The sequence below is a fragment of the Tidjanibacter massiliensis genome (genome assembly GCF_900104605.1).
GTDB classification, from domain to species: Bacteria; Bacteroidota; Bacteroidia; order Bacteroidales; family Rikenellaceae; genus Tidjanibacter; species Tidjanibacter inops.
Genome location: NZ_LT629960.1, coordinates 1,568,486 through 1,590,118, shown reverse-complemented (window position 1 = coordinate 1,590,118; position 21,633 = coordinate 1,568,486). Strand labels below are relative to the sequence as shown.

Sequence of the window (21,633 nt, the reverse complement as noted above, 5' to 3'; positions counted from 1 at the left end):
AATGTAAGATGAACAACGTATTCGTATATATTGAAACGGAAGGCGGCAAGGTGGCTGATGTCAGCCTGGAGCTGCTCACCAAAGGCCGCGAACTGGCCGACCGCCTCGGGTGTAAACTGGAAGCGCTCGCCCTCGGTCACGAACTCAAGGAGATGGATAAGATTGTCGGACGCTACGGAGCCGATACGCTCTGGCTGGCGGACGATGCGGAGCTCGCTCCGTACCGCACCCTGCCCCATACGGCGGTGGTTTGCGGTATCTTCGAAGAGGAGAAACCCCAGATAGCCCTGTTCGGTGCGACGCCGGTGGGGCGCGACCTCGCTCCGCGCGTCTCCTCCACGCTGCGCAGCGGGCTCACGGCCGACTGTACGAGCCTCGTCATAGGCGACCATACCGATGCCAAGAGCGGCCGGTCGTACGAGAACCTGCTCTATCAGATTCGTCCTGCCTTCGGCGGCAACATCATCGCCACCATCGTCAATCCCGACCATCGTCCGCAAATGGCGACCGTCCGCGAGGGCGTGATGCGCAAGGAAGAGCTCAAGGAGCCGAAGCATCCGGAGGTGAAACGGGTGGACGTGGCGAAGTTCGTGAAGGAGAGCGACCTCGTCGTGAAAATAATCGACCGGCATATCGAGGAGCGGGGCATCGACATCAAGAACGCCCCGGTTATCGTGGCCGGCGGTTACGGCATGGGGTCGAAGGAGAATTTCGCCATGCTGCATGAACTGGCCGACCTGCTCGGCGGCGAGGTGGGCGCGTCGCGTGCCGCCGTGGATGCGGGATTTACCGACCATGCCCGTCAGGTGGGGCAGACCGGCGTGACGGTTCGGCCGAAACTCTACATCGCCTGCGGCATCTCCGGTCAGATACAGCATACGGCGGGAATGGACCAGGCCTCCATCGTGATAGCCATCAATACCGACCCGGAGGCGCCCATCAACAAATTCGCCGATTATGTGATTACCGGCAGTGCCCTGGAGGTCGTGCCCAAAATGATAAAGTTCTATAAACAAAACTCCAAATAGGCGGGAGCCGTTTCCGGGGAGGGCCGAGAGAGACGCCGCTTCCCGTATCCGGGAACCTGCCGCAAGGCAAGATATGGGAAACTTTTTTTTAGACAATAAAGACCTGCAGTTCCACCTGAATCATCCGCTGATGAAGAAAATCGTGGAGCTGCGCGAGAAGAATTTCGCCGACAAGGATGTGTACGACTATGCACCGGCGGATTTCGAGGATGCGATGGACAGCTACCGCCGCGTATTGGAGATAACGGGCGGAATATGCGCCGACGTGATAGCGGCCAATGCCGAGGATGTCGATAAGGAGGGACCGCGGGTGGTGGATGACCATGTCGTCTATGCACGCGGTACGCAGGCTAACCTCGATGCCATCCGCAAGGCCGGATTGGGCGGTATCCACCTGCCCCGCAAGTACGAAGGACTCAACATGTCGCTCATCTGCTTCGTGATGGCCAACGAGATGGTGGCCCGCGGCGATGCCGGTTTCGAGAATATCTGGGGATTGCAGGACTGCGCCGAAACCATCAACGAGTTCGCCAGCGAGGAGATAAAGCAGAAATATCTGCCGCTCGTATCACGGGGGGCTACCTGCGCCATGGCGCTTACCGAGCCCGATGCCGGTTCCGACCTGCAGGCGGTGATGCTTCGGGCGCATTACGACGAGGCCCGCGGCAAGTGGTTGCTCAACGGCGTGAAGCGGTTCATCACCAACGGCGACGGCGACATCTCGCTCGTGCTCGCCCGCTCGGAAGAGGGGACGAAGGACGGGCGCGGTCTCTCCATGTTCGTCTATGACCGCCGCGACGGCGGAGTGAAGGTGCGTCGCATCGAGAACAAGCTGGGTATCAAAGGCTCGCCTACCTGCGAGCTCGTCTATACGAACGCTCCGGCAGAGCTCGTCGGCGACCGCAAGCTCGGCCTTATCAAATACGTGATGTCCCTGATGAATGCCGCCCGTCTCGGTATCGGCGCACAGGGCACGGGGCTGTGCGAGGCCGCCTACCGCGAAGCGCTGAAGTATGCCAACGAACGCCAGCAGTTCGGCAAGCCCATCATCCAGTTCCCGGCCATTTATGAAATCCTGACGAACATGAAGGCGAAACTGTACGCATCGCGTGCGATGCTGTACGAGACGGCCCGTTTCGTCGAGATATACAAGTGCTGGGCGGAGATAGGCAAGGAACGTCCGCTGACGGCCGAGGAAAAGAGCGAGATGAAGGCCTATAACAAGCTCGCCGATGCCTTCACGCCGCTCTGCAAGATGTTCGCCAGCGAATATGCCAACCAGCTTGCCTACGAGGCCATACAGATACACGGCGGTTCGGGCTACATGAAGGACTATCCCATCGAACGGATTTACCGCGATGCCCGCATCACCAACATCTACGAAGGTACGACCCAGCTTCAGGTGGTGGCCGCCATCCGCCACGTGACGACCGGCACGTTCCTCGCGCAGATGAAGGCATACGAGGCTGCCGAGCGCCCGGCCGAGTTCAAGTTCCAGCTCGACAAGCTCATCGCCATGCGCGAGGAGTACGAACGGGCGATAGCCCGCGTAACGGGCGGCGACAGCGAACAGATAGAGTTCCATGCACGCCGGCTCGTGGAGATGACCGGGCACATCGTCCTTTCGCACCTCCTGCTCCGTCAGGCGGCCGAGAGCGAAGAGTATCGGGTGCCTGCCGAGGCGTACATCAAGTATGCCCAAGCGCAGAACAAGGCGGCGGCCGAATTCATCGCCAACTCCTGCTGCGGCGATATCGACCTCTACAAGGCGGTTCTGAACGAGACGCTGGAATAAGATAAGAACGGTTGCGCGGAAAGCGTAGCCGATTGGGACGAGGGGTGCGGCAATCTTGCCGCATCCCTCGTCTCGTCTTTGCTCCGTAGACAGCCGTAACGGATTGCCTGCGAAACGGTGCGGTAAAGTGGGTGTCGTTGTCGGGCAGTGTATCCCGGCCGGTGAAACCCAGCCGGACATGACGCTGTTTCGGGAAGACGTTCGGCGGCGGTGACGGAATCGGGAGTTGTCTCGGTCGGAGCTGAGCCCCTTGCCTGCGTGTGGTTGTTGGGCGGTTTCCGTGCAGAACCTGTATGCGGTTCGGTCGGAATGCCGGAAAGCGGCGACAGGGAAATGGCCGGTCGGTTTTCGGAATCTCTGTGGCCGTACTGTTGCGGGGGCAGGAACAGTACGGCACGGAATGCTGCCGGTTTATGGCGGCGGTGTCCGGGAAAGGATAGGGAGAGGCTGGCAGGTCAGAGTTCCTCTATGAAATGCGGATATTTGTTCCGGTATTCGTCATAAATCCGTTCTTCCTGTCCGTCGAGGTTGAGTTGATACATGCGAAAGACGACCGGGATGTTTTTGGGCAGCCAGAGCTCCCGGTAGGAGTAACGGTATTTCATACCTATGGCCTGCATCACGTTTCCGCTTCTCGGGTTGTTCACGTCGTGCGTCGCCGTAACATAAGGGAGACCATCTCGCCGAAGCCGGTCGATGATGGCCTGGCAGGCTTCCGTACACAGGCCCCGGTGCCAGAATGCTTTTCGGAGTCCGTACCCCAGGTCGTGGCTGCCGGCGCCGCTTACGTGGACATAACCGACGGGTACATCGCTGCCTTTCATGCAGACGGCATCGTATAAAAGCGATTCGCCGGAACGCAGTGCTGCAAGTTTCTTGTGCAGGTATGCCTCGGCCTCTTCCAAATGCTTCAGCGGAAACATGGGCAGGAATGTATTCACTTCGGTGTCGCCCAGAATGTCCAGCAGGGCTTTCGCATCCTGTTCGGCAAACGGCCGCAGGTGCAGCCGTTCCGTTCTTATGTCATGGGACATGCGTTCGTTTTGTGAGGGTTGTCGCGTTGTATCCGGGCATTTCGATGAGGCGGTGCCGTACCCCGTGCTTTTGCCGGAAAGGCGGGAACGACGGGTTCGGGGAAATGGGCCGGAGGACGTCCGTTCGCTGCCGCACGAAGTGCGGCGGCACGGAACTGCCTGCCGCTGCGTTATTCCTCGATATAGAAGAGGTCGCTGATGATGCTGTTGGAGACCATGAGCTTTTCGGGTGGTATCCTGTACACATTGCCTTCGCGGACTATCAAGCCGTTTCGGAGAAACTTGCCGGCACAATATTCGAAGTAGAGCAGTCCCTTGAACCCGAACCGTTCGGAGAGCGCGTCGCGTCGAATACCGTAATCGGTACGGAGGGCGGTCATGATATATTCGTTGTACTTGTCTATGCGGGAGAGGATTTCCCGTCCGTATATCCGGTCGGTACCGGCCAGGTCGATGTACTTTTCGAGGTTGTTGACCGAGTAGATACGTTGGTCCCCATCGTAGGAGTGGGCCGATGGGCCGAGGCCGAGATAGGTTTTGCCGCACCAGTAGGCCCAGTTGTGCAGCGAGCGGAACTCTTCGCCGCGGGCATAGTTGGAGATTTCGTAGTGACAGAAACCGCTGTCGGTCAGAATGCGGTGGCATATCATGAACTGCTCCTCACATATTTCGTCGCTGGCAGGTATGAGCGTTCCCGCCTCCGCCATGTCGCCGAAGACGGTGTTGTCGGAGATGGTCAGGCAGTAGGCCGAGATGTGCTGTACGCCGAGTATTACGGCACGCAGGACATTGTTTTCCCACTCGCGGAGCGACATGCCGGGGATGCCGAAGATGAGGTCGAGCGAAATGTTGCCGAACCCCTTTGCCTGGGCCGCCCGGATGGCCTCTACCGCCTGTTGGGCGTTGTGCCGTCTGCCGAGCAGCTTGAGGTCACGGTCGATGAAGGACTGTACGCCGAAACTGAGCCGGTTGATGTCGGTACGGGCGAGTTCGTCCAGATAGTGTTCGGTGATGTCGTCGGGATTCGCCTCGACCGTGATTTCCGATACCTCTTCCAGATTCCAGAGCGAGCGGGCCTTGTCGATGAGCCGCTGGAGCAGGGCGGGCGGAAGAAGCGACGGGGTACCCCCGCCGAAGAATACCGTGTCTACCGGGGTGTCGCCGAAATAGCCGCGCCGGTACTCCATCTCCCTTTCGAGGGCTTCTATGTAATCCTCCGTTTTGGCACAGGATGTGCTTTTATAAAAATCGCAATAGTTGCAGCGCGTTTTGCAGAACGGGATATGGATGTACAATGCGGCCATTTCTGGGTGGAATGATGGTGTGTTTCGATTTCGTAAGGTGCTGAACACAAAAAACGTGCGAAAGTTAGCAAAAAAACCGTAATAATGGCCGCCGCTGCCGTCATTATGCGGTGGGGGAAGATATGCAGATAGGTATTCCCGGTTTCCGGTACGGTAAAAAAAGTCGATTTTATACGGTGGAATTAGTACCGCAAGACGGAATTATTCCATATCTTTGCGCCGTTGTTAGTGTGCTAACAATAATTCCGGCGGGAAAGAGTTATATAACCGGATTCGCAGACCGGACCGTTCCGGGTGTCCGGAGGCGCATATAACAGGTGAGAATAGCATAAACACATAATATACAGAAGATTATGGCAAAGAAGATTGATTTGACCAAGTATGGTATCACCGGAACCCCGGAGATACTGTACAATCCGTCGTACGAACGGCTTTTCGAGGAGGAGATGAACCCGGCCCTCACCGGTTACGAACGGGGCCAACTGACCGATACCGGTGCGGTGAATGTGATGACCGGCGAATATACCGGCCGTTCGCCCAAGGACAAGTTCTTCGTGATGGACGACACGACGCGCGATACCATCTGGTGGACCAGCGACGAGTATAAGAACGACAACAAGCCCGTGAGCGAGGAGGCGTGGAAGGAGCTCAAGAAGATTGCCACGAACGAGCTCTCCAACAAGAAGCTCTTCGTGATGGATACTTTCTGCGGCGCCAATGCGAATACCCGCCTCAAGATACGTTTCATCATGGAGGTGGCATGGCAGGCCCACTTCGTGAAGAACATGTTCATCCGTCCGACCGAAGAGGAGCTGGAGAACTACGGCGAACCCGACTTCGTGGTGATGAATGCTTCCAAGGCGAAGGTAACGAACTATAAGGAGCTCGGCCTCAATTCCGAAACGGCCGTCGTCTTCAACCTGACCGAAAAGGTGCAGGTCATCATCAATACGTGGTATGGCGGCGAGATGAAGAAGGGCATGTTCTCCTACATGAACTATCTCCTGCCGCTCAAGGGCATCGCTTCGATGCACTGTTCGGCCAACACCGACAAGGAGGGCAAGAATACGGCCATCTTCTTCGGCCTCTCGGGTACGGGCAAGACCACCCTTTCGACCGACCCGAAACGCCTGCTCATCGGCGACGACGAGCACGGCTGGGACGACCAGGGCGTGTTCAACTTCGAGGGCGGCTGCTACGCGAAGGTCATCAACCTCGACAAGGAGAGCGAGCCGGATATCTGGCACGCCATCAAGCGCGATGCGCTGCTTGAGAACGTGACGGTGGACAAGGAGGGGCATATCGACTTCGCCGACAAGAGCGTGACCGAGAATACCCGCGTGTCCTATCCGATATACTTCATCAACAACATCGTGAAGCCCGTATCCAAGGGCCCGGCTGCGGAGCGTGTTATCTTCCTGTCGGCGGATGCGTTCGGTGTGCTGCCTCCCGTTTCGATCCTCACTCCGGAGCAGACGAAATACTACTTCCTCTCCGGTTTTACCGCGAAGCTGGCGGGTACCGAGCGCGGTATCACCGAGCCGACACCGACTTTCTCGGCATGTTTCGGTGCGGCGTTCCTCTCGCTTCACCCTACCAAGTACGGCGAAGAGCTCGTAAAACGCATGGAGAAATCGGGTGCGAAGGCCTACCTCGTGAACACCGGCTGGAATGGTACGGGCAAACGTATCTCCATCAGGGATACACGCGGCATCATCGACGCCATCCTCGACGGCTCGATAGACAAGGCCCCGACCAAGCAGATTCCTTATTTCGACTTTACGGTGCCGACCGCACTCCCGGGCGTAGACCCTGCAATTCTCGACCCGCGCGATACTTATGCCGACGCGGCCGAGTGGAACAGGAGAGCGGAAGACCTTGCCGGCCGGTTCATCAAGAACTTCGAGAAGTTTACCGGCAATGCGGAGGGCAAATCGCTTGTCGCCGCAGGTCCGAAGCTGAAATAAGAGTGTAGTGTTGTCACTCATCGAACGGCGGGGCGGCGTAATGTCGTCCCGCTTTTTTCAAAAGGAGAAGAGATGAAGACGATTCGAAGGTACATGTTTTTCGCTCTCCTTCTGCTGGCGGCAGTCGCCTGCCAGCCGGGAGCAGGGGCGGAACGGGGAGCGGCCGGATTGGATTACGGTCGGGCCGACATGTGGTATCGGGGCGGTACGGCGGCTTCGGCGGAGAATGCCGATGTGTTTTACATCGCCCCGACCTGCAATTGGGGACGGACGGATGCCGACGGCACCGTGCATTGGCAGATGGATGTGTACGATACCGTGCAGCGTGCCAATCTGCAGGCGCCGCTCAGACTGGCCGAGCGCGTGTTCGCCGAAGGCAACCGTTTCTACGCGCCTTATTACCGGCAGATTACCATGGAGTCGTGGTTCGAGCCCGATTCGGTTATCGGGGCAAGGTTCGCCGTGGCGATGGAAGATGTACGGGAGGCTTTCCGTTACTATCTGGAGCACGTCAACGGGGGCCGGCCTTTCGTATTGGCGGGACACAGCCAGGGAGCCCGGTGCGTGTTGGAGCTGTTGAAGGAGGAGATGAACGACAGTCTTTACGGCCGGTTGGTGGCCGCTTACGTGGTCGGGTACCGGATTACCGACGGAGAGTTGGAGGGAGCGCGGTATGTCGTGCCTGCCGCCGACTCGCTCGATACAGGTGTCGTGATATGTATCAACAGTGTGGCGGATACCTCTGCGCTCTCTCCGCTCTTTCGGGGAAACCGTGCCTGCATCAATCCGATGAACTGGCGGACGGATGCTCTTCCCTCCCGGCCGGAGGAGAACCTCGGTACGCTTTTCCTCAATCCGGACGGGACGGTCGCCCGGCAGGTGGAACCCGTGACGGCACGTATCGATACGGCCTCCTGTACGCTCATCGTGGACGGTCTTGTTCCGGAGGAGCATTTCATTCCGGCCATAGCCCCCGTAGCACCGCTGGGAAATTACCATGTGCAGGAACTGAACATCTATTTCGGCAACCTGCGGCACAATGTGGCGCGAAGGGTGCGGGCGTATTATGAAGAAGGCCGTGCGGCACGTTTTCCGACCGCATGCCGGGCTGCCGCAGTCCGGGAATGAAGGGGACTGTTTGAAATGCACAGAGGGGCGGGAAGTTCATCTTCCCGCCCCTCTGTGTAGGTGATTGGTCGGCGTTACTTCCTGAGGAACTTCCGGGGTTTTACCATATTCTCCGGACGCAGGATGTTGTCGAGCTCCTCCTTGCTCATGAGTTTGTGTTCGAGCACGAGGTCGTAGATGCCCTTGCCGCTGTTGAGCGCCTCCTTGGCCAGCATGGTCGAAGTTTCATAGCCGAGGTAGGGATTGAGGGCCGTAACGAGCCCGATGCTGTTGTACACCATGTTGCGGCACACTTCCTTGTTGGCCGTGATGCCGGTCACGCACTTCTCGCGCAGTGTGTTCATCGCATTGGCCAGCATTTCGATGCTCTCGAAGAGACAGTGGATGATGATGGGCTCCATGACGTTCAGTTCGAGCTGACCCGCTTCGGCGGCCATCGTGACGGTCAGGTCGTTGCCGATAACGCGGAAAGCCACCTGGTTCACGACTTCCGGAATGACGGGATTCACCTTGCCCGGCATGATGGACGAACCCGGCTGGCGGGGCGGCAGGTTGATTTCGTTCAGACCGCAGCGGGGGCCGGAAGAGAGCAGACGCAGGTCGTTGCATATCTTGGAGAGCTTCACGGCGAGACGTTTCAGCGCCGAGGAGTTCATGACGAATGCACCGGTGTCGTTCGTCGCCTCTATCATGTTCGATGCGACCACCATCGGCAGGCCCGTGATTTCACGCAGATACTTTTCGCAGATGGCCGGATAGTCCGGGTCGGCATTGATACCCGTACCGATTGCGGTGGCACCCATGTTCATCTCATAGAAGAGCTTGTAGTTCTGTTCCAGCCGCTCCATCTCTTCGGAGAGGTTCGCTGCATAGGCTTCGAACTCCTGCCCGAGTGTCATCGGTACGGCGTCCTGCAACTGCGTGCGTCCCATCTTGATGACGTCGGCGAACTCTACGCCCTTGGCACGGAAAGCCTCCACGAGCTGTTTGAGGGAGTCCTCCAGCTTGGCGATGCTGCGGATGAGGGCTATCTTCATGGCCGTAGGGTAGGCGTCGTTGGTGGACTGCGACAGATTGACGTGGTTATTGGGGTGGCAGTATTTGTATTCGCCCTTCTTGTGGCCCATCAGTTCGAGGGCGATGTTGGCGATGACCTCGTTGGCGTTCATGTTGGTGGAGGTGCCGGCTCCGCCCTGTACCATGTCCACAACGAACTGGTCGTCGAACTTGCCGTCGCGTACCATGCGGCATGCCTCTACGATGGCGTCGGCAGTCTTTTTGTCGAGCAGTCCCAGGTCGCGGTTCGCCAGTGCGGCGGCCTCTTTCACGTCGGCCAGGGCCTTGATGATTTCCGGGAAAAAGCTGAGCCTTACGCGGCTGATATGGAAATTCTCCATACCGCGCATCGTCTGCACGCCGAAGTAATACTCTTCCGGAACCTGCATGTAACCTATCAGGTCGTGTTCTTCTCGTGTTTTGCCCGACAGTTGGGCAGTCGTGATATCCATAGTCTGAATGAGGTTAATTTAAAGAACCTATGTCTGGTTTTAATTTGTTTAGCTGTCGGATTGGTAATCCCCCAATTCTGCAAATGTAGCTATTTTTACGTGTAGTTATCCTTTTTAGCTACAAAAATTTACAAAATGCCCTTGTGAAGTATCATTTTATCACTTCCGGGCCGGATGCCGTACTATTTCGGCGCTTTCTTGTAAAGGTAGAGCGCGATGAAGGCGTAGAATATGTCTGGCAGCCAGACGAGCAGGATGGGGGAGAAGAAGGTGCTGCTTTTGGCGAATTCGGCTGCGAACTTGCAGACGAGGATGTAGGTGAAACAGAGTCCGATACCTACGCCGATGTGCAGGCCCGTCCCGCCCCGCACCTTGCGGGAGGAGAGCGAGACGCCAATGACCGTCAGCACGAAGGTAGCCATCGGGTAGGCGAAACGGTTTTGCCGTTCCACCTCGAACATCGAGACCATGTCGGAGCCTTTGGCCTTCTGTTCGACGATGAACCGGTTGAGCTGCCCGATGCTCATGGTCTGGATGATGTCCTCCAGCTTGCCGAGTTCCAGCACATCGAGGTTTATCATGGTGTCGAGCTTCTCCTTTTTTTCGAGTTTCTCCACGTTGTTCTCGTCGAAGCTGCGCGTCAGGTATTTCGCTGCTGTCCAATGCTTCGTGTCGGGATTGAATTTCACGTCCGAGGCTTCGAGCGACGCCACCATGCGGCTGCCTTCGTACTTCTCGATGGCGAGGTAGGAGGCTTTCTCCGTCGTTCCGTTGTAACTGCGGATGTAGGCGAAAGTGCCCGGGTAGACCTGACGGTAGATGTGGCGTTCGTAGCGGATATAGGCGTTTTTGGTGAGATGCTGCCGTTCGAACTCCACTCGCCGGGCGTTGGCGTTGGGTATCACCCACAGGTTGAGGCTCAGGGAGAGCATCGTGATGAGCATGGCCGAAAGGAAATAGGGCCACATGAGTCTGCGGAAGCTGACGCCGCTCGAAAGGATGGCGATGATTTCCGTCTGGTACGCCATTTTCGAGGTGAAGAAGATGACGGCGATGAAGGTGAACAGGCCGCTGAACTGGTTGATGAAGTAAGGGATGAAGTTGAGGTAGTAGTCCAGTGCGACAGCTTTGAGCGATGCTTTCGTGGTGATGAAGTCGTCCATCTTCTCCACCGCGTCGAATACTACGACGATGACGATGATGAGTGCGATGGCGAACACATAGGTACCCAGAAACTTCCGGGTGATATACCCGTCGAGTATCTTGAATCCGGGGAATTTTATTCTTTTCCTGTCTGCCATGCCTTTGTCGCAAAAGGTGCTTCCCGACCGGGAAACAAGCCAAAGTTACAACCTCCGTGTCAATTTTACAACCATCCCGCGTTTCCACTCCGCGAAAGTGCCGTCGGCGATGCGCCGCCGTGCCTCGTCCACGAGCCACATGTAGAAGGCGATGTTGTGCAGCGATGCGATTTGCGCCGCCAGCATCTCACCCGAAACGGCCAGGTGACGCAGATAGGCTTTCGAGTAGAGCGTATCCGCGAAGCAGTGTCCCATGGGGTCTATGGGCGAGAAGTCCTCGCGCCACTTCTGGTTGCGGATGTTGATGATGCCCTCCGAAGTGAAGAGCATCCCGTTGCGTCCGTTGCGGGTGGGCATCACGCAGTCGAACATGTCCACGCCGCGGTCTATCGCCTCGAGGATGTTCACCGGAGTTCCCACCCCCATCAGATAACGGGGTTTGTCCTGTGGAAGTATGCCGTTCACGATTTCTATCATCTCGTACATCACCGGGGCGGGTTCTCCGACGGCGAGGCCGCCGATGGCATAGCCGTCCGCACCGAACTGCTGCACGAACTCCGCCGCTCCGGCCCGCAGGTCGGGATAGGTGCACCCCTGTACGATGGGGAAGAGCGACTGTCTGTGGCCGTATTTCGGCGCAGTGGCGGCATAGCGTTCGAAGCAGCGTTCCAGCCAGCGTTGGGTGAGAAGCAGCGATTTTGCCGCATAGTCGCGCGGCGAGTCGCCGGGGGGGCATTCGTCGAATGCCATCATGATATCGGCTCCGATGGTGCGCTGGGTGTCGATGACGTTTTCGGGGGTGAAGAGGTGGCGCGAGCCGTCGATATGGGAGCTGAAACGGCACCCCTCTTCGGTCAGCTTGCGGCACTGCGCGAGCGAGAATACCTGGAAACCGCCGCTGTCGGTCAGCATCGGTTTGTCCCATGTGCAGAAACGGTGGACGCCTCCCGCCGCTTCGATGACCTCCATGCCCGGCCGCAGGTAGAGATGGTAGGTGTTGGCGAGGATGATGCGCGCTCCCGCTTCGGCCAGGTCGCGGTGGAAAACGCCTTTGACGCTCGCGGCCGTGCCGACCGGCATGAAGACGGGAGTCTCGACGGTTCCGTGGTCGGTGGTGAACCGTCCCGCCCGGGCCGCGCTGCCTGCCGCCCTGTGTTCCACTTCAAAAGTCATTGCTGCTTGACGAGGCTTTGGTTTTCGCTCCCAAAGGTAAGCAATTCCGCTCCATTTACAGCACGAAAGCCTCCCGCTTCCCCGATTTCGGAACAGCATTCTTTCGGTCTCACGGATTATCCATACCTTTGGAGACGGAAAACGGAGAGCGTTTGGTTGATGGAGATAAGGAATCTGTTGGATGCGAAGTCCCGGCGGGAGCTTCGGGCATGGCTATCGGAGAATCATCGGCGGGAGAAGGAGTGCTGGGTGGCGGTCAGGCGGGGTCGGCCGGTCGATGACGGCACATTCTGGTATGTGGATGCCGTGGAGGAGGCGTTGTGTTTCGGCTGGATTGACAGCACGGTGAAAAAGCTCCCGTCGGGAGCGACGGTGCAGCGGCTGTGTCCCCGCCGTCCGGGCAGTGCCTGGTCGGAGCTGAACAAGGAGCGATGCCGGAGGCTGGAGCGGCTGGGGCTGATGACCGATGCGGGGCGTGCCGTATTGCCGGATATGACGCAGGCGGGATTCGTCGCGGACGAGGATATCCTGCGGGCGTTGCGTGCCGACCCGGTCGTCTGGGAACATTTCTGCGGATTGCCCGAACTTTACAGACGGGTAAGGATAGACACCATCCGGATAAAACGGAAGGAACCGGAACTTTTCCGTCGCAGGCTGGAGAAGTTCGTCGAATGTACCCGTGCGGGGATTCTCTACGGCGAATGGAACGACAACGGCAGGCTGTTGAGTCGTTGAGGAGGAGGGCCGGCGGAAGGAGCCGGCGGCGGATGTCCGGTCGAACGGCGGCCGGGTATTATTTCCCGAGTTTGCGTTCGTTTATTCCGGCGATTTTCCGTAAGTTTGTCTTCGGGGAACTGACCAATAGCTTGACCATACATGCGAAAACTCGTGATAATACCGACCTATCTTGAAAGGGAGAACGTGTCGGCCATGATTGACAAGGTTTTTTCGTTGCCGGAAGCGTTCGACCTGCTCGTCATCGACGATGCCTCGCCCGACGGGACGGCCGATATCGTGCGCGGCAGACAGGCGGAGTTTCCCGGCAGGCTCTTTCTATTGGAGCGTTCCGGCAAACTCGGCCTGGGTACCGCCTACCTGACGGGCTTCCGATGGGCGCTTGCCGAAGGGTACGACTACGTGTTTGAGATGGACTGCGACTTTTCGCACAATCCGGACGACCTGCTGCGCCTTTACCGTGCCGCTCTCGGCGGGGCGGACGTCGTGGTGGGTTCGCGTTACATACAGGGGGTGAACGTGGTGAACTGGCCCATGTCGCGGTTGCTGATGTCCTACTGTGCCTCGTCGTATGTGCGTACCGTGACGGGAATGCCCGTCCGCGACGCAACGGCCGGATTCGTCTGCTATTCCCGCGAGGTGCTGGAAGCCATCGACCTCGATGCGGTACAGATGAAAGGCTACGGTTTCCAGATAGAGATGAAATATACGGCATGGCGTCTCGGTTTCAGTATCCGGGAGGTTTCCATCATCTTCATGGACCGCACGGCCGGGGTGTCGAAGATGAGCAGCGGCATCTTCGGAGAAGCGTTCTGGGGGGTGATAAAGCTGCGTTTCCGTAAGATACGACCAGCCGTCCGACCCTGATGCGTCTGCGGTAAAAAACGCGGCGGATGAAATATACGGCCCCTGTTGCCGTTATCCTGTAAAAAGAGGGGCGTTCTTACGGATGCTTCGCGTCCGTAAGCGTGCCGACAGGGGTTCTGTTTAATCTTTTTTGTCATGACCGACCTCGCGGAAGCATATCTCGCCTACATAGAGCGCGTCAGGCGCTATTCGCCCAATACGGTGAAGAGCTACCGTCGCGACATCGGGATGCTGCTCGATTTTCTCGGGACGGAGGAGGGAACGTTCGACCCGTCGCTGCTGACTGCCGACGATATTCGAGAGTGGATAGTGGCGCTTTCGGAAAGCGGGCTGAAGCCGTCGAGTATCAACCGGATGCTCTCCGCCTGCAGCTCTTTCTTCAAATACCTGCTGCGGGAGGGGATTGTTGCGGGGAATCCCTTTGCGAAAGTCTCGTCGCTCAAGACGCCTGCCCTGCTCCCGTCGTTTATACCGGAGGGGCGGATGGCGGCGCTTGTCGGCGAATTGTCGGCCGAGATGGAGGAGGCGACGGATTTCCGCAGTATGCGCGACGCATTGGTGGTACTCTTTTTGTACGCTACGGGGATAAGGCTTGCGGAGCTGATTGCGATAGACCGGACCGATTTCGGTCCGGAGTTCCGTGAACTGCATGTGACGGGGAAGGGCGACCGGGAAAGGATGGTGCCCGTCGTCCCGGAACTGAGGCGGCGGTTGTTCGAATATATGGCAGCGATAAAACGGGACGATATTTGCAAATCCGGAGAAAAAGCGTTATTTTTAACAGAGCAAGGGAGGCGGATTTCGAGAACGGAGGTTTACCGTATCGTGCGCGGGGAGCTGACGGCGCTCGGAGTACAAGGTAAGCGGAGTCCGCACGTCCTGCGGCACACGTTCGCTACCCACCTGATGAACGGTGGGGCGGATTTGCGGGAGATACAGGAGTTGTTGGGGCACGGTTCCCTGAATGCCACGCAGGTCTATACCCACAACAGCATTGCGCAGTTGAAAGAGGTTTATGCCGGCGCACACCCCCGCGGGAACCGCAAGTGATGCCGTCTCTGCAGGAGAGAACCGGTCGGGCCGGAAGCCTGTACCGAAAAGATAAACGGCGCCTTCGGGTGCTTTAAAGTTAGGAGGATTAGTTATGAACGTACAGATTCAGGCAGTTAAATTCGATGCCGACAGGAAGCTCATCGAATTCGTAGAGGCAAAAATGGCTAAACTCGACCGTTTCATAGAGCGTGCGACAGGGGCCGATGTCATCCTCAAACTCGACAAGGACAACGAGAAAGGTAACAAGGTGGCCATTATCCGGATAGAGGTTCCCGGTGACGACCTGGTGGCGGAAGCCCGCAGCAAAAGTTTCGAGGAGTCGGTGGACAATGCCATAGATGCGCTGAAGAAGCAGATAGAGAAACACAAGGAACGTTACGCCAAATAATCTCCTGACAGCCACGCAGGCATGGGCCGTTCCCTGACCGGGGCGGCTCTTTTTATCGGTCCGGACGCTGGCGGCCGTCTGCCCCGGCGGGCCGGAGCACAATAAAACGGGAAAGCGCCCCGCTTTTAAGTAAAATTTGATAAATTTGCGGAAAGAGGTTTTTTCGGCGGAGTATGCAACAAAGAGGTTGTTTCCGGCGTCTTAGGGATAAAGCAGAGAAAAATGAAGAACGAATATCGTATATCAGGCATGGGCATGAGAAAGTTCGTATTGACGCTGGCAGCACTGCCCGCAGTGCTGCTGGCCGGGTGCAAGCAAGAGAGCAATTACAACAATATCACGCTGGACAAGTATGCGCTCGAAATGCGTACGGGCGATACGCAGATTGTCTATGTGGAGACAGGCGACCCCGATAATGTGGCGTGGCGCAGCGACAACGAATTCGTTGCCACCGTGGAGAGGGGACGCATATCGGGTCTGCGAATCGGCCAGACGCGCATCACGGCCAACAACGCATCGGTTTCCGTGACAGTCCGGGGGCGTTCCGACCTGTACGACGAACCGATGGAAGACCTGAGCTGGAACATGACCCGGGAACAGGTGGTCAATCGTCTCGGTTTGCCGGACAAGATGGAGAACAACGTATTGACGTACGACCTCGTCTCTTCGGTGAATTCGTTCAAATCGTATGAATTCGACTCCAATAACCGGCTGGTCGCTGCCAACATTACCGTCGGCAAGGATAAGACGGCACAGCTCGACGACTTTCTGAATGAGAGGTACCTGTTGCTTAATGGCAGCGAACAGGGGGATAAGAACTATATCAACAACCTGACGTACTCCACTTCGACGATGACGGTCTGCCGGACAGGATACGACGATGATTATTGGCTTGTATCCTATCGGCAGATAAAGTGAGCCGTCTTCGCAGACCGACGGCGGGCATCACTTTCTCCGTTTGCCGAATCGCAGCCCCTTGCGTCCCTGGCCGCTTTTGGCCGAAAGCTCGTCCATCCGTTCCTCCTTTATCTCCTGCGGTGTCATCAGTTTGAATTCGTGATAGTATATCTTTATGAGCAGCAGGAAGATGGATATGAGGAGCGGGCCGAATATGATACCCCAGAAACCGAACAGGGGAATCCCCATGAAGACGCCGAATATGACTATCAGCGGATGCGTGTCGGTCATCTTCTTATTGAGGAATATCCTGATGAGGTTATCTACGTTGGCGATGACCAGCATGCCGCAGAGCATCAGTAGAATACCTTGCCACAGATGTCCCTGCATGATGATGGAGATACCCAGCGGCACGCTGACGATGATGGAGCCGACGACCGGTATCAATCCGGCGATGGCGGTAAGGAAGGCCCAAAAGGCGATATGCTGGATTCCGAAGAGCCAGTAAATCAGGGCGGCGGTCAATCCCTGGCCGAGCATGATGATGGGGATGCCGACTGCGTTGCTGTAGATGATATCGGATACCTCTTTCGTCACCACTGCACGGCTGTCGCCCTTGAACGGATTGTAGCGGCCGAGGCGGCGCTCCAGCGTCCGGGCGTTGGCCAGCATGAAATAGAGGATGATGATGGTGAACAGGATGTTGATGACGAAGCTGTACGTGGTGTTGATGATGGAACCCGCCGCTTTCGTCAGGTAGGCCGACGAGTCGGATAGGTAGGAGGCCGGGATGAGGTTGAACGGCAGTTCCCGGTTTATCTTCTCCACCACGTTGTCGAGCCCGGAGAGCAGGCTTTTGAAGTCGATGTTGATGATTTCGGCGGATACGACCCGGAATACGCCGAAAAGCAGTCCCGCGAGTACGAGCAGTGCGAGAAACACGAGCAGCAGCGAGGCGAGCCATGGACGCCATCGGTACCGGTCGATGAGCCGGTATTGCAGAGGACGGAACACGATGTAGAGCGTAATGGCCCCGAGGAAGGAACCTATTATGAAGGAGAGCTCCCTGAGCATGACTACTCCCATCAGTATCAGTACCGACAGGAAGAGGAGCTGCCGGAAAAACAGGTTGTTCTTGCGGATGGTGTCGTCGAGTTCTGCCATAAGCGGAAATTTTGCGTGTGAGACCTTGCGTAAAATATTGCGGTGCCGCATGATGGGTGTCCTGCAACCTTCCGTGCGACAGGGATGTACGAACAAAAACCAATCCAAAAACGGATTCTTTTGCGGCAGGAACTTTTTTATTTTTTGCTTTTTTATAAAAAATAGGATATATTTGCACCTCGATTGAAGGCGGGATGTAGTTCAGTCCGGTTAGAATGTTGGTCTGGGGGACCAAAGGTCGCTGGTTCGAGTCCAGTCATCCCGACGGAGCCGCGCAGGTTGTCTTACGACAGCCTGCGCGGCTTGTTGTTTGCTTGCTGCCGGGTTTCTGTCGCCATAAGGCGGGGAAGAGAGGCCGGTATAGTCGTATGACATCAAGGGGGAGGCCGAAACCTCTCCCCCATGCGTTTGTGGCGGGCGTCTTCTATTTGTTGCGGCGGCGCGACTTGTCGTTCTTGACGTCGCGGTATTCGAGACCCTCGTTGTAGATGTGCATCGCCTGCATGCTCATGCCCATGCTGGAGTATCCTCCGTCGTGGTAGAGGTTCTGCATGGTGACTTTCCGCGTGAGGTCGGAGAAGAGCGTAATGATGTAGTCGGCGCACTCCGCCGCGGTGGCGTTGCCCAGCGGCGACATGCGTTCGGCGAAATCCATCAGGTTTTCGAGACCCATCACTCCGCTGCCGGCGGTCGTGGGAGTGGGTGACTGCGAGACCGTGTTGATACGGATGTTCTTTTCCCGGCCGTAGATATAGCCGAAGCTGCGGGCGATGGATTCGAGCATCGCTTTGGCGTCGGCCATGTCGTTGTAGCCGTACAGCGTGCGCTGGGCGGCTATGTAGGTCAGCGCCACGACCGAACCCCACTCCTCGATGGCGTCGAACTTGCGGCACGTCTGTATCACCTTGTGGAACGAGATGGCCGAGATATCCACCGTCTTGTGGTAGTAGTCGTAATCGAGGTCGTCGTAAGTCCGTCCTTTGCGTACGTTGGGCGACATGCCTATCGAGTGCAGGACGAAATCGAATTTTCCACCGAGGTGTTCCATCCCTTTCGTCACGAGGTTTTCGAGGTCTTCGACGCTGGTGGCGTCGGCGGGTATCACGACGGCTCCGCACCGCTGGGCGAGTTCGTCGATGTTGCCCATGCGGATGGAGACCGGAGTATTGGTCAGTACCAGCTCCGCGCCCTCTTCGCGGGCGCGTTCGGCTACCTTCCATGCGATGGATTTGTCGTTGAGGGCACCGAATATCAGGCCGCGTTTTCCTTTCAGCAGATTGTAAGGCATAAGTTTCCGTATTGATTGAATGTACGCAAAGATACGAACTTCCTTCCGATTTGCGGCAATGGAAGCGGTCGGCTGCAGGCGAACGGGTGGCCGTGTCTGCAATCGTTTATACGTATGTACGGTTTTTTGAATATCTTTGCACTCTCCCAACGACGGGAGCTGCTAAAAGATTGGAATATGAAACAGTTTATCCATATCGCCGCCTTTGCCGCGGCTATCGTCTTCTCCGGCTGCGAGCCTGTGGATTTGACCGACCACGGTCGGGCCCCCGAGAGCATAGGACCTGTTACCGTAAACCGCGAACGTATCGGTACGGGCCAGCCCTTCACGGCGACGTGCGTCATTCCCGCCGACGGGCATAACATCTCTTCGGTGGAATATTTGTGGGGTATTCGTCCGGCTGCGGAGCAGGTAGCTGCGGACGTTACCCGTACCTCTCCGGTGGAACCCACCGTGGAATCGTACGATTTCAGGGCGCCTTCTGCGGCCGGCAGTTATGTGATAAGCTGTACCGCACGGTATATATTCGGTGCGCCCGATGCCGGGGGGGCTCTGTCGGCGGATGTGACCGGCGAGGCCCGTATCGAGGTTGTACCCTGCGATGTGCTCCGCTCCTTCTGGGGCGACAGTATGCAGGAGACGGAGCTCAACTATCCGGGACTGACGGCGCAGGGCGAAGATGCGTTGGTCGGTATGGTATATGACCCCCTGCAGTCCGGTCAGCCGAATATCGTGACGGGCTTCCAGTTCACTGACGGCAGGCTTGCCAGGATACTGCAGACGGAAGGGGCGGATGTTTCGCGCGGCAGCGGTTTCTATATGCACTACCTGCTGCTGCATCATCATATCACGACGTGGGACTCGCTGATGCTTGCCTGCGACAGCGCCGTGATTGCGTGGACGGACGGTACGGAAGAGACGCCCGATATGGAGAATGACAACAAGGACAGGGAGAAGCAGGCGCGTATAGATGCCGGATTTGCCGCCGGCGAAGTGACGATAAGGTCCGTGTTCCACAGCGACAGCTATACGTTGACGCTCAATGTACTCAAAGCCGGCGAGCAGGTGGTGTACGACCGTACCTATACCCCTCGGCGGGCGCAGTGACGTTTCGGCTGTCACAAATGTATATACGATGCGGGGACCCTCACCGGTCCCCGCATCGTTCGCATATGGCTGTACTGTCAGAAATACTCCTGTCGGAATATGTACTCTTCCCGGAGAGTCTCGAACTGTTCCGGTGCCGCTTTGAGCGTCCGTGATTGGCCGTCGATGTCGAAATAGTCCGTGATGGTCGCACGCATCTCCGCCCAGCTTATCGGTCTGCGTCCGACCTGCGTCACGCCGGTCGGGTACCATCCTTCCGGCGGGAGGCCGAAGTGTTTGGCCGCAGCGGCCACGACGGCCGCCGAAGCGTTGGCCTTGCCCTGTTCGGAGTAGCCTGCGATGTGCGGTGTGGCCGACAGGGCCGCATCCAGCAACCGGCGGTCGATGGCCGGTTCGTTCTCCCACGTATCGATGCGGCACGCGCACCGGTCGCTTGCCATGGCGCGTTTCAATTGCTCTTCGTCCACGACGCCGCCGCGGGAAGAGTTGAAGAGTGTCGCTCCCGGCTTGAGGGCGGAGAAAAAACGTTCGCCGGCCAGATGCACCGTAGGATGGGGGCCTTCGGCGTGCAGCGGGACATGGAACGTAACGATGTCGGAGTGCGCGGCCAGTTCGTCGAGCGGTACGTAACCATCGGCGGGACCCAGCTTCTCGGCCGTTTCGCGCGGCGGGTCCGAGCGGAGTACCCGGAATCCCCATGCGGAGGCATACTGTTCCACGAGCGAACCGACGTGGCCGATGCCGACGATGCCGAGCGTCAAACCGGCGGGAGATGCCTCGCCGACCGTGCGGGCGAGTGCGGCCGCTACCCATTGGAGTACCCCGCCGGCGTTGCAGCCCGGAGCGGAGACGACCTTTATCCCGTGGGCGGCGCACCATGGCAGGTCGATGTGGTCGGTGCCTATCGTTGCGGTGGCGACCATACGGACGGAGGAACCGGCCAGCAGTGCCGCATCGCAGCGGGTTCGTGTGCGAACCAGAAGCGCGTCCGCCTCCTTGACCTCTTTGGCCGTGATGGCCTTGCCCGGCAGGTAGGTTATGTCGGCGTAGGGTTCGAATACGCCGCGGATATAAGGTATCTTGTCGTCGGCTACTATTTTCATCGTATTTCTATGGGCGTTTGCGTATTTTCCCGAGAGGCGCCGGGGAGGGTTCGGATGAATGGTTTCAGATAACGAACTCGATTTCCCGGAACAGGAAGCCGCGCTCTTTCCCGTCGATGGTTACCGTCAGCCGACCGTCGGGTCCTGCGCCGCATATCGTGCCGATGACTTCGCCCTCTTCGGGCAGGAAGAAGCGCGACGGCTTTCCGCGGCGGTAGAGCAGGGTGTTGTAGTCGTCGCTTATCCGGTCGGCCCGTCCTTCCTCCAGCATACCGTAGCGCATCGAAAGGTGGCCGTACAGTTTGGCGAAGACCTCCATGACGTCGTGCCGTATTCCCGTCTCCGTGCGTATGGAGCAGGGGTTGGCTATCCATGCGGGAAAACGTTCCTGATTGACGTTGAGTCCGATGCCCGCTACCGTACGTGCGAGTCGTGTGCCGTCGAGGTTGTGCTCCAGCAGCATGCCGCATATTTTCCGGTCGTTGACGTATATGTCGTTGGTCCACTTGATGGCTGCACCGATGCCGTACTCCTGTAAGGTATCGGTTACGGCGAGCGCGATGGCTTCCGAGAGCAGGAACTGCTCTCCCGCAGCGAGGAAGGTCGGTTCGAGAACGATGCTGAACGTGAGGTTCTCGCCCGGCACGCTCTCCCACCGGTGTCCGCGCTGTCCCCGCCCGGCAGTCTGGCGTATGGCCACTACCGTGTCTCCGTGGGCATAGCGGCTGCGGTCGGCGGCCTCCGTATTGGTCGAACCGCACGTTTCCAATACCGTCGTCTCTCCCCGAAGCAT

The 21,633-nt window shown here is 57.8% G+C and carries 19 protein-coding genes and 1 tRNA gene; 11 read left to right on the top strand and 9 right to left on the bottom strand.

Annotated elements, in window-relative coordinates; translation table 11 throughout:
- The first annotated feature begins 8 nt into the window (after positions 1-8).
- Positions 9-1,028, top strand: a complete 1,020-nt coding sequence (locus BQ5361_RS07705; protein ID WP_022063745.1) for an electron transfer flavoprotein subunit alpha/FixB family protein — start codon at positions 9-11, stop codon at positions 1,026-1,028.
- A gap of 73 nt (positions 1,029-1,101) precedes the next feature.
- Complete coding sequence (locus BQ5361_RS07700; protein ID WP_035473481.1) at positions 1,102-2,823, top strand: acyl-CoA dehydrogenase family protein; 1,722 nt, start codon at positions 1,102-1,104, stop codon at positions 2,821-2,823.
- A 455-nt stretch (positions 2,824-3,278) separates the two neighbouring features.
- On the opposite strand, the gene BQ5361_RS07695 is transcribed toward BQ5361_RS07700, so the two are convergent.
- Positions 3,279-3,857: a GNAT family N-acetyltransferase gene (locus BQ5361_RS07695; RefSeq protein WP_035473483.1), complete on the bottom strand. Its 579-nt coding sequence runs from the start codon at positions 3,855-3,857 to the stop codon at positions 3,279-3,281.
- Positions 3,858-4,027: 170 nt separating this feature from the next.
- Complete coding sequence (gene hemW / locus BQ5361_RS07690; protein WP_035473485.1) at positions 4,028-5,161, bottom strand: radical SAM family heme chaperone HemW; 1,134 nt, start codon at positions 5,159-5,161, stop codon at positions 4,028-4,030.
- Between the two features lie 353 nt (positions 5,162-5,514).
- On the opposite strand from hemW, the gene pckA reads away from it, so the two are divergent.
- Entirely contained in the window at positions 5,515-7,128 is a 1,614-nt protein-coding gene (pckA, locus tag BQ5361_RS07685) for a phosphoenolpyruvate carboxykinase (ATP) (RefSeq protein ID WP_022063741.1), read from the top strand.
- 72 nt (positions 7,129-7,200) lie between these two features.
- Complete coding sequence (locus BQ5361_RS07680) at positions 7,201-8,256, top strand: DUF3089 domain-containing protein (protein WP_081976840.1); 1,056 nt, start codon at positions 7,201-7,203, stop codon at positions 8,254-8,256.
- A 74-nt stretch (positions 8,257-8,330) separates the two neighbouring features.
- On the opposite strand, the gene aspA is transcribed toward BQ5361_RS07680, so the two are convergent.
- The 3 genes from aspA to tgt form a co-directional block, all read right to left on the bottom strand.
- A complete protein-coding gene (gene aspA / locus BQ5361_RS07675) occupies positions 8,331-9,764 on the bottom strand; it encodes an aspartate ammonia-lyase (RefSeq protein WP_022063739.1) in 1,434 nt (477 codons plus the stop codon).
- Between the two features lie 182 nt (positions 9,765-9,946).
- Positions 9,947-11,065, bottom strand: a complete 1,119-nt coding sequence (locus BQ5361_RS07670; RefSeq protein ID WP_022063738.1) for an LptF/LptG family permease — start codon at positions 11,063-11,065, stop codon at positions 9,947-9,949.
- Between the two features lie 45 nt (positions 11,066-11,110).
- Entirely contained in the window at positions 11,111-12,238 is a 1,128-nt protein-coding gene (tgt, locus tag BQ5361_RS07665; RefSeq protein WP_035473487.1) for a tRNA guanosine(34) transglycosylase Tgt, read from the bottom strand.
- Positions 12,239-12,397: 159 nt separating this feature from the next.
- Here tgt and BQ5361_RS07660 point away from each other — a divergent pair, with 159 nt between their 5' ends.
- From BQ5361_RS07660 to BQ5361_RS07640, 5 genes are all read left to right on the top strand, one after another.
- Complete coding sequence (locus BQ5361_RS07660; RefSeq protein WP_035473490.1) at positions 12,398-12,973, top strand: YdeI/OmpD-associated family protein; 576 nt, start codon at positions 12,398-12,400, stop codon at positions 12,971-12,973.
- 141 nt (positions 12,974-13,114) lie between these two features.
- Positions 13,115-13,840, top strand: a complete 726-nt coding sequence (locus BQ5361_RS07655) for a polyprenol monophosphomannose synthase (RefSeq protein WP_035473492.1) — start codon at positions 13,115-13,117, stop codon at positions 13,838-13,840.
- 135 nt (positions 13,841-13,975) lie between these two features.
- Positions 13,976-14,890, top strand: coding sequence for a tyrosine-type recombinase/integrase (locus BQ5361_RS07650; protein WP_035473494.1), 915 nt, complete (start codon positions 13,976-13,978; stop codon positions 14,888-14,890).
- A 94-nt stretch (positions 14,891-14,984) separates the two neighbouring features.
- Complete coding sequence (gene hpf / locus BQ5361_RS07645; protein ID WP_022063732.1) at positions 14,985-15,281, top strand: ribosome hibernation-promoting factor, HPF/YfiA family; 297 nt, start codon at positions 14,985-14,987, stop codon at positions 15,279-15,281.
- 255 nt (positions 15,282-15,536) lie between these two features.
- Positions 15,537-16,199, top strand: a complete 663-nt coding sequence (locus tag BQ5361_RS07640) for a hypothetical protein (protein WP_161940442.1) — start codon at positions 15,537-15,539, stop codon at positions 16,197-16,199.
- A 27-nt stretch (positions 16,200-16,226) separates the two neighbouring features.
- Here the strand turns inward: BQ5361_RS07640 and BQ5361_RS07635 are convergent, their stop codons facing one another.
- Positions 16,227-17,342, bottom strand: a complete 1,116-nt coding sequence (locus BQ5361_RS07635) for an AI-2E family transporter (protein WP_022063730.1) — start codon at positions 17,340-17,342, stop codon at positions 16,227-16,229.
- A 190-nt stretch (positions 17,343-17,532) separates the two neighbouring features.
- On the opposite strand from BQ5361_RS07635, the gene BQ5361_RS07630 reads away from it, so the two are divergent.
- A tRNA-Pro gene (locus BQ5361_RS07630) sits at positions 17,533-17,607 on the top strand.
- 159 nt (positions 17,608-17,766) lie between these two features.
- Here BQ5361_RS07630 and BQ5361_RS07625 read toward each other — a convergent pair.
- A complete protein-coding gene (locus BQ5361_RS07625) occupies positions 17,767-18,630 on the bottom strand; it encodes an enoyl-ACP reductase FabI (protein ID WP_035473499.1) in 864 nt (287 codons plus the stop codon).
- Between the two features lie 177 nt (positions 18,631-18,807).
- Between BQ5361_RS07625 and BQ5361_RS07620 the strand changes: the two genes are divergently transcribed.
- Positions 18,808-19,737: a hypothetical protein gene (locus tag BQ5361_RS07620; protein ID WP_035473501.1), complete on the top strand. Its 930-nt coding sequence runs from the start codon at positions 18,808-18,810 to the stop codon at positions 19,735-19,737.
- A 77-nt stretch (positions 19,738-19,814) separates the two neighbouring features.
- On the opposite strand, the gene BQ5361_RS07615 is transcribed toward BQ5361_RS07620, so the two are convergent.
- Positions 19,815-20,840: a 4-phosphoerythronate dehydrogenase gene (locus tag BQ5361_RS07615; RefSeq protein ID WP_022063728.1), complete on the bottom strand. Its 1,026-nt coding sequence runs from the start codon at positions 20,838-20,840 to the stop codon at positions 19,815-19,817.
- 64 nt (positions 20,841-20,904) lie between these two features.
- Positions 20,905-21,633, bottom strand: a complete 729-nt coding sequence (locus BQ5361_RS07610; RefSeq protein WP_035473503.1) for a biotin--[acetyl-CoA-carboxylase] ligase — start codon at positions 21,631-21,633, stop codon at positions 20,905-20,907.